Source organism: Actinomadura chokoriensis (assembly GCF_039529475.1).
In the GTDB taxonomy this organism is placed as follows: domain Bacteria; phylum Actinomycetota; class Actinomycetes; order Streptosporangiales; family Streptosporangiaceae; genus Spirillospora; species Spirillospora bangladeshensis.
In genome coordinates, this window is sequence record NZ_BAAAMW010000019.1 from 67,687 (window position 1) to 82,201 (window position 14,515).

Consider the following 14,515-nt stretch of genomic DNA (forward strand, 5'->3'; position numbering starts at 1 on the left):
GGTCAGCGCTTGAAGAGGTGCTCGATCACCGGGGCGGCGGCGGCCACGGGGTCGTCGCCCAGACCGTCCGGCAGCGCGCCGCTCAGCCACAGGTGGGCGAAGCCGTGCACGATCGACCAGGCGGCGAGCCGGCCCGTCCGGCCGCCGTCCGGGCCGTCCGGCGACGCCTGCCGGACGCCCGCGGCGAGGACGGCGCCCGCGCGGGCGCGGGCGGCGCTCACGCCGGGGTCGCCGGCCCGGTAGAGGCCGGGGCTGAACATGACCTCGAAGTGCGCCCGGTGCTCCACGGCGAAGCGGACGTAGGCGAGGCCGACCGCGTGCAGGTCGTCGCCGGCGGCTTCGAGGGCGTCGGCGAGCAGCGCGTACCCCTCCGCGGCGACGGCCGTCAGCAGGCCCGCCTTGTCGCCGAAGTGGTGGGCGGGCGCGGCGTGCGACACCCCGGCGCGGCGCGCCAGCTCGCGCAGGCTCCACCCGGCCGGGCCCGACTCGGCGATCGCGTCGACGGCCGCCCGCATGACGGCCCGCCGCAGGTCGCCGTGGTGGTAGCCGTCCCGGCCCGTCCCCGGAGTGCTCACGCCGGGAATCCTACGGCCCGGTCGCGTCAGTCGCTCTCCTTCGCGAACTCGCGGAGGCGGGGCAGGTCCACGATGATGATCTTGCGCCAGCCGGTGCGGATCAGGCCCGCGCGCCGCAGGCCGTTCAGGGCGCGCGCGACGGTCTCCCGGGACGCGTCCATCCAGCTGCCGAGCTCCTCCTGGGACAGCGGCGGGCCGATCTCGATCGAGCCGTCCGGCGCGGGCGGGGCGTGCTGGGCCGACAGCTCCGCGAGCTGGGTCAGCAGCCCGGCGAGGCGCTGCGGGCCGCGGCTGGTGACGTGCGCGGTGAGCCGGCGGCCCGATTCGTCCATGCGCTCGACGAAGGTCCCGGTGACGAGCATCCACACGTCCGGGTGCCCCTCCAGGAACCCGGTGAAGCGGGCGGCGGGCACGACCAGCGCGCGGATCGGCGACAGCGCGGTGACGGTCGCGGCGCGCGGCCGCCCGCCGAGCGCGGCGCTCTCGGCGATCAGGTCGCCGGGGCCGCGGACGGCCAGCACCACATCGTGGCCGTCGGCGGTGGACGAGGTGACCTTCGCCCAGCCCCGCTCGATGATGATCACATGGTCTGACTCGTCGCCCTGGTAGACCAGGGGCGCCTTCACCGGGAACTGCCGGGGGCGCGCGGCGTCGCGCAGCGCGGCCCGCTGCGCGGGGTCGAGCGCGGCCCAGAACCCCGGCCGCGGGGAGGACGCCGCGTACGCTGCCACCAGCCCGTCTCCTTCGCCCCGCCATGGTCCCGCCCATGGTTCCCGCCCACGGTTACTGCCCACGGTCATCCGAACTGTAAACCGGAGGGCGCCCCCTTGTGCACCGCGAGAACACGGAGGTCACGTCACGTCCCGGCGCGCCGCGCGAGGCCGGCCGGGTCCAGATCGGGCCGCCCGCCGGGGTGCCCGACGGTCGCGGCGGCCGCCGCGACCGCGGGGCGGGCCGCGCGTTCGGGCGGGTCTCCCCTGCTCAGGGCGGCGGCTGCGACTCGATCGCCAGTGCCTCGTGGTCGAAGCTCAGATGGCCGGCGATCTTGGTGGCGTCCTCCAGCGGCTCCTCGTAGGACCAGGCGGCGTCCTCGGCTCCTTCGAGCGACCAGTACGTCGCCTCGCCCTTGTAGGGGCAGACGGTGTGCTTGCGGCTCCGCGTCAGCAGCTCGCGGCGGACGTCCTCGGCCGGGATGTAGTAGCGGTTCGGCAGGCCGGTCTCCGACAGCACGATCGGGCGCTCGGTCTCCGCGACGATCTCGCCGTCCCGCAGCACCCGCACGTGCCGGCGGGCGCGGCGCGCGTCGACGCGGTGGAAGGGGTCGCGCAGATGGCCGTGGACCTCCTCGTCCTCGTCGTACCAGGCGTCCATCGGGGCCCAGTAGAACGCCATGAGGCCGCGCAGCCAGGCCGCCTCGGGCTTCGGCTCCGGGTACCCCCACACCGCGTTCTCCGCGCTGCGGCCGCCGGCCCGGACCGTCCAGTACGCCGCGTCGCCCTTGAACGGGCAGTACGTGGTGTGCTCGGTCCGCTCCAGCAGGTCGGTCCGCACGTCCTCCTCCGGGACGTACAGGACGGGCAGCAGCCCCGTCTCGTGCAGGAACTGCCCGCGCTCGGTGTCCAGGACGATCTCCCCGGCGAACCAGGCGTGCACCCGGCGCGGGAACCGGTGCATGAACAGCCGGTGCTTCGGCCCGTCGATCGTGAAGTTGACCTGGTCGCCGGGCGTGCCGGCGAGCGGCCCCGGCGGCATGGTCAGGGACATGGGCGACTCCTCACATTCGGGGCGGCACGCGCGTGCCGTCACACCCCGGACGGCATGGTCTCCAGTTCACCACGGCGGGCCGCCTCCAGGTGGAGCGGCTCGAGCGCCGTCGTGGTCCGGAACCAGCAGAGCGCGTCGTAGCGGTCGGCGAGCCGCGTCGGCACGTACTGGCGCCGGTCGCGGTCCGGGTCGTACACGACGCCGATCGCGCGGTGCCCGAGGGTCCGGGTGAGGAAGGACGGCTTGTCCGGCTCGGGCGGCACGATGAACATCCCGCGGTGCAGCTCCGACTCCGCCAGCACCTCCTCCAGCGACCCGGCGGCCGGCGGCGGGACCTGCATGACCTCCATCGGGCCGCCCCAGCGCGGCGCCGCGACGACCTCGCCGGGCCCGCCCGCGAACCCGACCGCCACGACCTGGTCGCGGCCCTGCCGCTCCCGCGCCAGCTGGCCGAGGTTGACCATGCCGGCGGCGGCCATGTCGGTCGCCCGCGCGTCGCCGACGTGGGTGTTGTGCGCCCAGACCACGGCCTTGCCCCCGCCGCGCTCGGCCCCGTGGAACCCCATGAGCCGGTCGAGGGTGTCGGCCATGTGGACGTCCCGCACGTTCCACGACTCCGGCCCGCCGCCGATCATGGCGCGGTAGTACCGCTCGGCGTTCGCCGCCACCTCGGCGTTCTGCCGGGCGTCGAACGCGTCCGCCGGGCCGCCGGAGCCGGCGTCCGGGACGGTCCGGCGCAGCCGGGTGAGCAGCGCGAGGACCTCGTCGGTGCAGCCGTCCGGGACCAGCGCGGCGTTCCACCCGTAGGCCTGCGGGTCCTCGCCGTGCGGCTCGAAGCAGCGGTAGGCCTCAAGGGCCGTCTCCAGGTACTCGGGACGGTGCTCCGCCAGGTGGTCGACGACCGCCCGGAGCGACTCCCACAGGCTGTAGACGTCCAGGCCGTAGAAGCCGGCGCGCTCGTCGGGCGGCAGACCCGCGTTGCGGCCGCGCAGCCACCGGCAGAACTTCACGGTCTCCTCGTTGGCCCACATCCACGTCGGCCAGCGCTCGTAGGCGTCCAGGACGTCGCGCGGGTCCGCGGGCGCGCCCGGGGCCAGGGCCACCGAGCGGCCGACCCGCCGGCAGTCCGGATAGTCGCCCTCGACCGCGACGAACGCGAAGCCGCGCTCGGCGATCAGCCGCCGGGTCAGCGCGGCCCGCCAGGCGTAGTACTCGTGCGTCCCGTGGCTGGCCTCGCCGATCAGCACGCAACGGGCGTCCCCGATCCGGTCGAGGAGCGGATCGAGGTCCTCCTCGTACTCCAGCGGCAGCGCCGCCCCCTGCACGTCGTCGGAGTCGGGCCCCTCATGGCCCACCGCGGGGCTCACCGCGATCCCCTCCGCTCCCCCTTCGGCCCGGCGCCCCGCTCGGTGGCGCGCCGGGGGCGGTGGTCCTCGTCCAGCTGCAGCAGCGCGTTGGCGCGCTCGCCGGCCTTCTGGTCGCTGGCGGCCCCCTGGTCCTCCAACTGCTTGCGCAGCCTGCGTCGCTCGGCGTCGTACTTGTTGCTTCCCGGTCGTGGCATGACGACGTCCCCCTTCTCGTCGTCCTCCCCGCGTTCCCCCGATCCGGGGATCGATGCAGACGAATCCGGCATTTCCCCGCACGGATCCCGCTACGGCCGCTCGTCCCGGTGCAGGCCGGTGGCGCGGGCGCGGTAGGCGGTGGGCGTCTGCCCGTAGGCGGCGCGGAACGCCCGGCTGAAGGCGGCGGCGTCCGGAAGGCCCCAGCGGGCGGCGATCGCGCCGATCCGCTGCGTGCCGAGGAACGGGTCGCCCAGCTCGCGGCGGCAGTTCTCCAGGCGGCGGGCGCGGACGTACCGGGCGACGGTCGTCCCGGCCGGCTGGAACACCCGGTACAGCTGCCGGACGGAGATGTGGTGCGCGGCGGCGATCGCGGCCGGGCTGAGCGCCGAGTCGTGCAGCCGCTCCTCGATCCACTCCTGGACGGCGCGCAGCATCTCCGCGTGCTGCGCGGACGCGGACGGCGGCTCGCCCAGCCACTCCCCGGCCGCGCCGGTCACCAGCTCGACGACCGCGCCGCCGAGGTGGCGGGCGTAGGGCTCGCCGGACGGCTCGCCCGCCCCGCCCAGGTTCTCCTCCGTGTTCTCGGCGAGGGCGGCGAGGAAGGACGCGACCAGCCGCCCCGTGCGGGCGCTCGGGCCCAGCAGCGTGCCGCCGAACGCGGCCAGCCGCTCCGGCGGCAGCGGCACGGCGCCGTGCGGGATCACGACCGTGAAGATGCGGTGGGCGTCGAAGCGGATGTCGACCGGGCGGGTCAGGTCGTAGAACACCACGTCCCCGACGCCTGCCTCGGTCCGGCGGCCGTTCTGCCGCAGCACGCACGAGCCGGACAGGACGAGGCCGAGCTTGTAGCACTCGCGGGTGTCGCGGGCGATCTGCCGGGCGCCGCGCCGCACGGCGTGCGCGGGCGCGCGCACGTCGCCGGCCTCGACCGGGCCGAGCGTGCGGCCGGACAGCCGGGCGGCGAACGCGCCGGGCCGGCGCGGCCGGACGTGGAACGGCCCGAACGCCGAGCTGATCAGGTGCCGCCAGTAGTCGGCCTGGTCGCGGGCAGGGTGGTCCGAGGTGTCAACGAGCGTGGGCATGGCGCTCCTCCGGTCGGCGGACGGGGTCTCGGACGCCACCCGCAAGGCTTCTACGCCCGGTCGGCGAGGTCAATGAGCGAGTCGGCACGACGCTCGGCGCGGGCTTCGGCACTCGCTGCCAACGGCCCGGCAGGCACCGCCAACGGCCCGGCAGGCAGCGCCAACGGCCCGGCACGCAGTGGCAAGACCGCCCGGCCCGGACCGGCCTATACATGTCGCGGACGCACCTCACCCGCCGCGTCCGCACTCCCAGGGAGCCCCGCCAACCGGACGATCCCGGACGACCCCCGAGAGGAACCCCCATGCCAGACGACCACCAGCACCCCGGCGCCGAACCGGAGAGGGACGGCATCAGCCGCAAGAACTTCATCGTCGCCGCGGGCCTCGGCGCGATCGCGCTGCCGGCGGCCGTGTCCGCCGCGGCGGCGCCCGCGCAGGCGCGGACCGGGCCCCCGCGGCTCACCCCGACGCCCACCTGCGACGACGGCGACGACCCGACCCCGGCGCAGATGGAGGGCCCGTACTTCAAGCCCGGCTCGCCGGAGCGCTCGTCTCTCGTGACGCCCGGAATGCCGGGCACGCCGCTCACCGTGACGGGGACCGTCTACTCCCTGTCGTGCCGTCCGGTGAGCCGCGCGCTGCTCGACTTCTGGCAAGCCGACTATTACGGCAATTACGACAACTACGGATATACACTCCGTGGACATCAATACACGGACACAATGGGACGATTCTCCCTGACGACGATCGTGCCCGGCCTCTACCCGGGCCGCACCCGGCACATCCACGTCAAGGTCCAGGCCCCGTACCAGCGGATCCTGACGACGCAGCTCTACTTCCCGAACGAGCCCCGGAACTCCTCCGACATGCTGTTCGACCCCGAACTGCTGATGAGCGTCCAGTCCGGGCCGGGCGGGCGCACGGCGGCGTTCGACTTCGTCCTGCGGGTGCCCTAGCCCGGCGCCCGGCACGGGCCCGCACGCGGGATTCCGTCACCGCTCCCGCGGAATCCACTCCCCGCCGGGGGGCCGGCGCGCCCCGGCGGGGTCGCCCGTTTGTCGCGTTCGCCCGAAAGCCTGCGGGAATGCGACCGAGACGTAACGCGAATCGGCCACGAAACGCCAAAGAAATGGATAGTCTCCCACCGATCACTCTTGGTCGAGTAATGACATCTGGGAGCACACGCCGCATGAGCGCTGCCAACCGGGCACAGGTCATCACACGGTGGGGGGCCATCGCCTTCATGGCGGCCGCGGTCCTGACCGCCACCGCCGGCGGCTTCGCCCAATCCTATGCCGGTCTCTACCACTGGGCCCTGGAACACGGCCTGCGGGGCTGGAAGGCCGAATCGTTCCCCCTGCTGGTCGACCTGTTCATCATCGTCGGGGAGCTCGGGCTCTTCCTGCTGGCCATCGACGCCTTCGTGATAAAGCGCCGCGCCATCATGAGCTGGCTCGACTTCTGCCTGCCGCTGACCATCGCCCTCGCCGGCTGGACGGCCAGCCTGATCTTCAACGTCGGCCACGTCGGCAACAAGACGTTCTCCTACCAGGCGACGGCCGCCGTCCCGCCGATCGTGTCGATGCTCGGCCTGTTCGTCCTGCTGCGGACCCTGCACCGGTACGTGTCGCAGCAGACGGACGAGGAGGAGAAGCCGCCGGAGCCGCAGACCCGCGCCATCGCCGGGCCCGTCACGCTGAACCAGATCACGCTGATGCCGTTCCGGAACACCGGGCCGCTCCCGCAGATCCAGGTCCCCGGCCACTCCGGCAAGGCGCTCGAGTCCGGGACGTCCGCGGCGCAGCCGGCGGCCGAGACCGGCACCAAGACCGACACCGCGCCCAAGACCGCGCCGAGCGCGCCCGCCGAGGCCGCCCCGGCACCGGCGCCCGCGCCGACCGCCGAGGCCCCGGCCCCCGAGCCCCAGCCGGAGCTGGCCGTCGTCAGCGCCGCCGCCGCGGCCGGGAGCATGAACGGGCACGGCACCTACGGCGCGACGACCGCGGCGCCCGTGACGGCGCCGTCCCCGGAGAACCTGCGCAGCCTCGTCATCGACATCCTCGAACGGCGGCACGGCGACGTCGCCGGGACGCTCGCCGAGGTCAGGGCCGAGGGCTACGTCTGCGACGAGGCCGAGATCCAGCGGATCAGCGACAACCACTGGTTCCCGTACGCGGTGTACCGGCTGCTCGCCAAGCACCACGGCGACGGCGACCTCGTCGCCCAGGAGCTGACCTCGCAGGGGATCGCCTACGACCAGGCCACGCTGGACGCGCTCGTCCAGTCCTGGCGCGTCTGACCCCCGCTCGTTTCCGGACCGGCCGCCCGCATCCATTGCGGGCGGCCGTTCTGCGCCGTCCCCGTCCCTCCCGTGCCGTTCTGCGCCGTATCGATGTGATCACGCTGCGTCCGTGCGACGCTGGGCACACCAGCGACGCCGGGAGTGCCGATGAAGACGAGGACGCATCTCGCCACCGTGGCGGCGGCCGCCGCGCTCGGCGGAGCCGTCACCGGATACCTGATCGCCCCCTCGCCGGGGGACGCCGCCGCCCGTCCGTCCGCGGCCTCCCTCGCGAGCGGAACGCTCCACCTCGCGCTGAACATGCCGGCCGGCGACCGGGCGAAGGCGGCCGCGCTCGGCTACAACCTGTTCGACGTCGACCCGGACGCCGGCGACATCGCGTCGCTGCCCGCGGGCGGCCGGGCCCTGCTGTGGGTCGGCAACACCACCTGCGGCGGCTTCCAGCAGGAGAGCACGTCCGCGTTCACCGCCACGGTGAAGCGGTTCGCGGGGAACGACCGGGTCTACGGGTGGTACCTGTCGGACGAGCCGAACCCGGACGAATGCCCCGACATCGCCGGGAAGATCCGGCAGCGCGCCGACATCGTCCACCGGTACGCGCCCGGCCAGAAGGCGTTCGCGTCGCTGACCGACTGGCCGATGCGGCCGCTCGAGCCGTCCGAGACGCATCTGGACCTCATCGGCCTCGACCCGTACCCGTGCCGGACGGACGACACAGCCTGCGACCTCGGCGCGATCGACACCATGGTCGGGCAGGCCGCCCGCGCCGGGTTCCCGCGCCGCATGATCGTCCCGGTGTTCCAGACGTTCGGGCAGTCCTGCAACGACGGGGAGCGGAACTGGCGGCTGCCGGGCGAGGGGCAGCTCCGGTCCATGCTGCGGCGGTGGGACCGGCTCGTCCCCCGGCCCGCGTTCGACATCAGCTACTCGTGGGGCCGGCAGGACGCGTGGGCGTGCCCGGCCCTGTCCGACGCCGACGGCGGGAGCGGCCTCCCCGACCTCCAGGCCGTCATGAAGGCGCACAACACGCGCCGCAGCGGCCCCGGGCGCGCGCCGGCGCCGGCGGTATCCGAGAGACCGCCGGCGTCGGCGGGTCCGTGCCCCGCCCCGTCCTCGGACTAGGGCTCGCGCTGCTGCTCCTGCGCCGGGTCGGTGCGCAGGCGGGCGTGCAGGCCGCCGTCCAGGTGCAGGACGTGCCCGTTGAGCTGCGCCGCCGCCGGGGACGCCAGGTACAGCGCCGCGTCGGCGACCTCCCCGGGCGCGGTGGTGCGTCCCGCCGGGATGTCGGTGGCGGGCCGGACCTCCCCGACGACGCTGGCGGGCGCGATGCAGTTCGCGCGGATGCCGAGCCCGCCGAGCTCCACGGCGATCGCCCGGCTGAGCGCCTCGATGCCCGCCTTGGTGACGTCGTAGGCGCTCTGGTCCTCGTGGGCGCGGGAGCCGCCCGGCGACGACAGGCTGACGATCACGCCGCCCCGGCCGGCGTCCCGCCACAGGCGGGCGGCGCGCACCGACAGCAGGTACGCCGAGCGCAGGTTGGCGGCCATGACCGCGTCCCACAGGCCGGCGCCGATGTCGATGAGCGGGGTGCGGACCTCCGTCATCGCGGCGTTGTTGACGAGGACGTCGAGGCCGCCGTCCTGCGCGATCCGGGCGAAGACGGCGTCGGCCACCTCCTCCAGGGCCAGGTCGCCGGCCATCGTCGCGACCCGCGGGACGGCGTCGAAGACCTTGAGCCCGTCGGCGTCGACGTCCACGGCGAGCACGTCGGCGCCCGCGTCCGCGAAGCGGTGCACCAGCGCGCGGCCGATCAGCCCCGCGGCGCCGGTCACCAGCACCCGCTCCCCCGTGCAGTCGAACGTGACGGCGCTCATTTGACCGTGCTCACGACGGGCGGGCGAACGAACACTCGGTCTGCGGTCACTGGTCTCATTCGGCGGGAGCCTCCCTCACCTGGGCGACGATCTGTGTCGGGTTGACGAACATCAGCGCGACGATCAGCAGCACCGCCGACAGCGCCATGTAGATCACGGCCATCGCGTCGATGGCCTGGGCCGCGCGGATGCCCGGGGTGAACGCGGCGCTGTACAGCGCGACGATCAGGGTCTGGCTGTCGGCGTCCGCCACCAGGAACGTCAGCTCGAACATGGCGACGGTGCGGACCAGCACCAGGATTCCGGCGGCGAGGATGCCGGGCAGCAGCAGCGGCACCAGCACCCGCGTGAACACCTGGCGGGTGCGGGCGCCGCACATCCGCGCCGCCGACTCCACGTTGGTGTCGATCTGCTCCACGAACGGCGTCATCACGAGGATGACGAACGGCAGCGCCGGGACGAGGTTCGCCGCGACGACGCCCGTCATCGTCCCCGCCAGGTGCACCTTGTACAGGACGGTCGCGAGCGGGATCCCGTAGGTGATCGGCGGCAGCAGCACCGGGAGCAGCAGCAGGAACATCACGGCGCGCTTGCCGGGGAAGTCGCGCCGCGCCAGCGCGTACCCGGCCGGGACGCCGATCAGCAGCGCCATCGCGACCACGATGAGGGTGATCTCCAGCGTGACCGTGAGGACCTCGCCGAGCGCGAACTCCGACCAGGCGTCGGAGTACCACGTCGTGGTGAAGCCCTGCGGCAGCCAGCCCGAGAACCACTTCGTCCCGAACGAGTTGACGACCACGGACAGGATCAGCGCGAACAGGTTGACCAGGAAGAACGCGACGCAGGCCCAGACGAGCCAGGCGCTCAGGCGGCCCTTCGGCAGGCCGCGCCGCGGCAGCCCGGCCGGGCGGGAGACGGCGGTGGTCATGATCCCTTACCTCCCATCGCGGGCCCGGTGTAGAGGCGGCCGCGCAGCAGCAGCGTCACCGAGATGACGAGCAGTTCGAACACGCCCATCAGGACGGCGATGGTCGAGGCCATCGAGTAGTCGTACTTCTCGAACGCCGCCTGGTACGCCGCGATCGCCATCACCCGCGTCTCCCCGGCCGGTTCGCCGACGAGGTTCGCGGACGGGAACACCGAGAACGCCAGCACGAACGCGAGCACGAACGTGGTGGCGAGGCCGGGCGCCAGCAGCGGCAGCACGACCCGCCGCATCCGCTGCCAGGGCCCGGCGCCGAGCGTGGCCGCGGCCCGCTCCAGCGTCGGGTCGATCCCCGACATGTAGGACAGCACCAGCAGGAACGCGAACGGGAACCCGGTGATGATCAGCGAGAACAGCACGCCCCAGTAGTTGTAGATCAGCCGGACGGGCTCGTCCACGAGGTTCAGGTCGATCAGGACCCGGTTGAACCAGCCCTTCGGGCCGAGGTAGCGCAGCAGGCCGTCGGCGACCAGGACCGTGCCGAGCGTCACCGGCAGGACCAGCAGCGCCGTCAGCACCCGCCTGCCCCGGAACCGCCCGCGCAGCCTGTACGCGATCGGCACCGACGCACCGACGTTGATCAGCGCCGCCGGCAGTGCCAGCTTCAGGGTCTTCCATACGGTGCTGCGCTGGTAGGAGTCCTTGAAGAAGTCGGCGTAGTTGCCGAACGGCCCGCCGCCGTTCTTCGGCTGCAGCGACAGCCCCACCCCGTACATCATCGGGTAGAGGAACAGCAGCCCGATGATGAGCACGGCGGGCAGCAGCAGGAGCAGCACCCGGTCGACGCCGCGTTCGGCGAGCCGGTGCCGCAGGCCGCCGCGCGCGGTCGGCGGGGCCTGCGGGCGCGGGGGAGCCTCAACCGCCATCCGGCGCCCCCGTCCCGCCCGCCGCCTCGCCCGCCGCCTCGGCGGCGGCCCGCACGCTCTCGCCGAACACGAGCACGCGCTCCGGCTGGACGGTCAGCGTCACCCGCTCCCCCGGCGCGATCCGCTCCGGTGACTTGAAGTGGACGACGCGGCCGTCGTCGGTGACCCCCTCGGCGGCGACCTCCCGCCCGTGGAACTCCGACACCTCCACGCGGACGGTCACGCGGTTCTGCGCGCCGCCGTCCCCGGCGACCTGGAAGTCCTCGGGCCGGACGGCGGCGACCGCGCGGCCGTCGCTGATCGGGTCCTGCCCGGCGCCGGTGAGCGTGAGGCCGTCCTTCTCCCCGAGCGTCACCGTGCCGTCGTCGACCGACAGGACGGGCAGCTCCAGCAGGTTGCGGTAGCCCATGAAGCCGGCGATGTAGGTGCTGGCCGGGTAGGTGTAGACCTCCTCGGGCGTCCCGATCTGCTCGACCCGCCCGGACCGCAGCACGACGACGCGGTCGGCGAGCGCGAGCGCCTCCTCCTGGTCGTGCGTGACGTACACGGTCGTCAGGCCGAGCGTCTGGTGGATGCGGCGGATCTCCGTGCGCATCTGCACCCGCAGCTTGGCGTCCAGGTTGGACAGCGGCTCGTCCATCAGGACGAGCTTCGGCCGCAGCACGATCGCGCGGGCGATCGCGACGCGCTGCTGCTGGCCGCCGGACAGCTGGCCGGGCAGCTTGTCGGCGTGCTCGGTCAGCTCGACCGTGCGCAGCGCCTCGTCCACCCGGGCGGCGATCTCGCTCTTGGCCGTCCGGCGGACCGACAGCCCGAACGCGACGTTCTTGCGGACCGACAGGTGCGGGAACAGCGCGTAGTTCTGGAACACCATCCCGAACCCGCGCTTCTCCGGCGGCAGCGTGTCGATGCGCTCCTCGTCCAGCCAGATGGCGCCGTCCGAGAGCGGCAGCAGCCCGGCCAGGCAGTTCAGCGCGGTCGACTTGCCGCAGCCGGACGGGCCGAGCAGCGCGATGAACTCGCCGCCCCGGATCCGCAGGTCGAACCCGCTGAGCGCGGTCGCCTTCCCGAACCGCCGCGTCACGCCGTCCAGCCGCAGTTCCGCGAACGCGGCCCGCGCTTCCTCCTCCACCGCGGTCTCCACCGTCATGACTTCTTGACCTTCTGGCCGCCGATCTCGCGGTCCCAGCGGTCGAACGCGGTGACGAGGGCCTTGGCGTCCAGCGGCGGGGCCTTGGGGTTGTCGGCGATGAGCTTGTCGTACTCGGCGCGGCCGTACTCCTTGATCGCCTGCCGGCTCTCGGCCGGCGCCATGTCGAGGGTCACGCCCTTCACGGCGGGGCCGGGGTAGAAGTAGCCCTTGTCATAGGTGATGGCCTGCTGCTTGGGCTGGAGCGCGACCTTCATCATGTCGAGCAGGACCGCGAGCTTCTCGCCGGAGACGCCCTTGGGGACGACCATGTAGTGCGCGTCGGTGACCCAGGTGAAGCCTTCGAGCGCCTGGATCTTGACGTCCTTCGGCACCTGGCCGAGGACGCGGGGGTTGATGTCCCAGCCGGTGGTGCTGAGGATGATGTCGCGGGTGCCCTCGCCCAGCTCCTGCATCGTCTGCGTGGTGCCGGTCGGGTAGTACTCGATGTACTTGTCGAGGTCCTTGAGGTACTGCCAGGTCTTGGACCAGCCGTTCGTCGGGTCCTTGGGGTCGGAGTCCTTGAGGATGTAGGGCAGGCCCATGAGCCACGTGCGTCCGGGGCCGGAGTTGGACGGGCGCGCGTACTCCAGCTTGTTCGGGTGGGCCTTCGCCCAGGCGAGCAGTTCCTCGGCCGTCTTCGGCGGGTTCGCGACCTTCTTCGGGTTGTACTCCAGCAGCGGCCCGGACGGGTAGTACGTCACGACGACGCCCTTGCCCTGCGCGAGGTCCTGCATCTTGGACGCGGGCTCCAGGTACTGCGTCTTCAGATCGGGGAGCTTGTCGGAGTACTTGCCGAGGAGGTCCACCCAGAGGTTCTGCTCCAGGCCGGCGGACAGGCCGTCGGTGCCGGTCAGCACGAGGTCGATGTCGAGCTGCCCGGCGTCCTGCTGGGCCTTGACCTTGCCCGCCAGCTCGGGCGCGGTCGCCTTCGTGTAGGTGATCTTGCTGACGAGCTTCGGGTGCTCCTTCTTGTAGTTCTCGAAGATCTGCTGCGTCAGCTGGAGGTTCCCGGCGACGTCGATGACGTTGAGGGTGACCGGCTTGGACGGCAGTTTCACGTCCGCGGCGGACGGCTCGGACGCGCCGCCGCCGTCCGAGCTGGGCGCGCCGCAGGCGGTCAGCAGCAGTCCGGCGGCGGTCGCGAGGGTGAGGAGGGCTGATCGAGGAGTTCTCATGGGGTGGGTCCTCCCGGCGGGACGCGCGGTCCCGCGTGGTAAGGCCGGGCTCACACGGGCCCGGTGGTGCCTCGGATGAGGAGTCGGGTCGCCAGCTCGGCGGCCGGGGGAAGCGGGGGCGCCTTGGGCACCCCGGGGTCGAGCCTCGTGTGCATGGTGGCGGCGGCCGCCCGGGACAGCGCGTTCACGGGCATGGCCACCGTCGTCAGGGGCGGATTGGTCATCGACGCCATCGGGATGTCGTCGAACCCGACGATGCTGAGGTCGCCGGGCACGTTCACGCCGCGCTCGGTGAGCCGCGACAGCACACCGAGCCCGACGAGGTCGTTGTAGGCGAACGCCGCGGTGACGCCCGCCGCGACCACCTCGTCGGCGGCCCGGTACCCGCCGGTGAACCGCGGCTCGTACGGGCCGAGGTCCACGAGTTCGATGCCGCGCTCGGCGCAGGCCGCGCCGAGGAACTTGCGGCGCTGCCGGTTCGACCACGAGTTCGCCGGACCGGACAGGTACGCGCACCTGCGGTGGCCGAGCGCGTGGACGTGCGCGACCGCCTGGTCCAGGCCGGGCTGGAAGTCCAGCAGGACCGACGGGGCCGCCCGGCTGGTCCGGTAGGCGAGGACCACGCTGGTCTTGGCGGCGACGGCGCTCAGCCGCGTCCCCGACATGCGGGGGGCGCACAGGATGAGCCCGTCCACCCGCTCGACCATGGCCTCGGCCAGCCTGACCTCGGTCGCCGTGTCCTCGTCGGTGTCGGCCAGGAACACCGCGAACTCGGTGTCCCGGAAGTAGGCCTCGACGCCCTTGATGAAGGGGGCGAAGAACGGGTTGGCGATGTCGGGGACGATCAGCCCGACGTTGCGGGTGCGCCCGAGGACCAGCGACTGCGCCGCGCGGTTCGGCTGGTAGCCGAGCCGCTCGGCGCATTCGAGCACGCGCCGCCGGGTTTCGGCGTTCACGAGCTCCGGGGAGTTCAGCGCGCGCGAGACCGTCGAGGGGGACACCCCCGCCAGGCTCGCCACCGCCCGGATCGAGGCCCGGGTTCCGTCTGCGCTCATGGCGACGATTATGAAAACGTTTGCGGAACAGTGTCAACAGCGGGCGCGAAAAAGCCCCCGACCGCAACGTCCCCGTGATCTGG

The 14,515-nt window shown here is 73.1% G+C and carries 15 protein-coding genes; 3 read left to right on the top strand and 12 right to left on the bottom strand.

What is annotated here, in order from left to right; translation table 11 throughout:
* Positions 1–2: 2 nt before the first annotated feature.
* From ABFX46_RS31605 to ABFX46_RS31630, 6 genes are all read right to left on the bottom strand, one after another.
* Positions 3–575, bottom strand: a complete 573-nt coding sequence (locus tag ABFX46_RS31605; RefSeq protein ID WP_346047575.1) for a TetR/AcrR family transcriptional regulator — start codon at positions 573–575, stop codon at positions 3–5.
* A gap of 26 nt (positions 576–601) precedes the next feature.
* A complete protein-coding gene (locus ABFX46_RS31610) occupies positions 602–1,306 on the bottom strand; it encodes a Crp/Fnr family transcriptional regulator (RefSeq protein ID WP_346047576.1) in 705 nt (234 codons plus the stop codon).
* 250 nt (positions 1,307–1,556) lie between these two features.
* Complete coding sequence (locus ABFX46_RS31615; protein WP_346047577.1) at positions 1,557–2,339, bottom strand: DUF427 domain-containing protein; 783 nt, start codon at positions 2,337–2,339, stop codon at positions 1,557–1,559.
* A 38-nt stretch (positions 2,340–2,377) separates the two neighbouring features.
* The gene (locus tag ABFX46_RS31620) at positions 2,378–3,706 is read right to left on the bottom strand and encodes an erythromycin esterase family protein (protein WP_346047578.1); all 1,329 of its coding nucleotides are present in this window, start codon (positions 3,704–3,706) and stop codon (positions 2,378–2,380) included.
* The gene (locus ABFX46_RS31625; protein WP_346047579.1) at positions 3,703–3,900 is read right to left on the bottom strand and encodes a hypothetical protein; all 198 of its coding nucleotides are present in this window, start codon (positions 3,898–3,900) and stop codon (positions 3,703–3,705) included. The genes ABFX46_RS31620 and ABFX46_RS31625 overlap by 4 nt, the downstream gene beginning before the upstream one ends.
* A 90-nt stretch (positions 3,901–3,990) precedes the next feature.
* The gene (locus ABFX46_RS31630; RefSeq protein WP_346047580.1) at positions 3,991–4,983 is read right to left on the bottom strand and encodes an AraC-like ligand-binding domain-containing protein; all 993 of its coding nucleotides are present in this window, start codon (positions 4,981–4,983) and stop codon (positions 3,991–3,993) included.
* A gap of 302 nt (positions 4,984–5,285) precedes the next feature.
* Here ABFX46_RS31630 and ABFX46_RS31635 point away from each other — a divergent pair, with 302 nt between their 5' ends.
* The 3 genes from ABFX46_RS31635 (at position 5,286) to ABFX46_RS31645 (ending at position 8,407) form a co-directional block, all read left to right on the top strand.
* On the top strand, positions 5,286–5,939 hold the full coding sequence (locus ABFX46_RS31635) for a dioxygenase family protein (RefSeq protein ID WP_346047581.1): 654 nt from the start codon (positions 5,286–5,288) through the stop codon (positions 5,937–5,939).
* Positions 5,940–6,172: 233 nt separating this feature from the next.
* Complete coding sequence (locus ABFX46_RS31640; RefSeq protein WP_346047582.1) at positions 6,173–7,282, top strand: DUF2637 domain-containing protein; 1,110 nt, start codon at positions 6,173–6,175, stop codon at positions 7,280–7,282.
* Between the two features lie 150 nt (positions 7,283–7,432).
* A complete protein-coding gene (locus tag ABFX46_RS31645; protein WP_346047583.1) occupies positions 7,433–8,407 on the top strand; it encodes a hypothetical protein in 975 nt (324 codons plus the stop codon).
* Here ABFX46_RS31645 and ABFX46_RS31650 read toward each other — a convergent pair.
* From ABFX46_RS31650 to ABFX46_RS31675, 6 genes are read right to left on the bottom strand one after another with little or no spacing between them, the layout of a single operon-like run.
* The gene (locus ABFX46_RS31650; protein WP_346047584.1) at positions 8,404–9,159 is read right to left on the bottom strand and encodes an SDR family NAD(P)-dependent oxidoreductase; all 756 of its coding nucleotides are present in this window, start codon (positions 9,157–9,159) and stop codon (positions 8,404–8,406) included. The two genes, ABFX46_RS31645 and ABFX46_RS31650, sit on opposite strands and share 4 nt — an antisense overlap.
* Before the next feature lie 55 nt (positions 9,160–9,214).
* Positions 9,215–10,087, bottom strand: coding sequence for an ABC transporter permease (locus tag ABFX46_RS31655; protein WP_346047585.1), 873 nt, complete (start codon positions 10,085–10,087; stop codon positions 9,215–9,217).
* Entirely contained in the window at positions 10,084–11,010 is a 927-nt protein-coding gene (locus tag ABFX46_RS31660) for an ABC transporter permease (protein WP_346047586.1), read from the bottom strand. The genes ABFX46_RS31655 and ABFX46_RS31660 overlap by 4 nt, the downstream gene beginning before the upstream one ends.
* The gene (locus tag ABFX46_RS31665; protein WP_346047587.1) at positions 11,000–12,160 is read right to left on the bottom strand and encodes an ABC transporter ATP-binding protein; all 1,161 of its coding nucleotides are present in this window, start codon (positions 12,158–12,160) and stop codon (positions 11,000–11,002) included. Before ABFX46_RS31665 ends, ABFX46_RS31660 begins: the two co-directional genes overlap by 11 nt.
* Positions 12,157–13,377, bottom strand: coding sequence for an extracellular solute-binding protein (locus tag ABFX46_RS31670; protein WP_346047588.1), 1,221 nt, complete (start codon positions 13,375–13,377; stop codon positions 12,157–12,159). The genes ABFX46_RS31665 and ABFX46_RS31670 overlap by 4 nt, the downstream gene beginning before the upstream one ends.
* Positions 13,378–13,427: 50 nt before the next feature.
* Positions 13,428–14,432: a LacI family DNA-binding transcriptional regulator gene (locus ABFX46_RS31675; RefSeq protein ID WP_131937808.1), complete on the bottom strand. Its 1,005-nt coding sequence runs from the start codon at positions 14,430–14,432 to the stop codon at positions 13,428–13,430.
* Positions 14,433–14,515 lie beyond the last annotated feature (83 nt).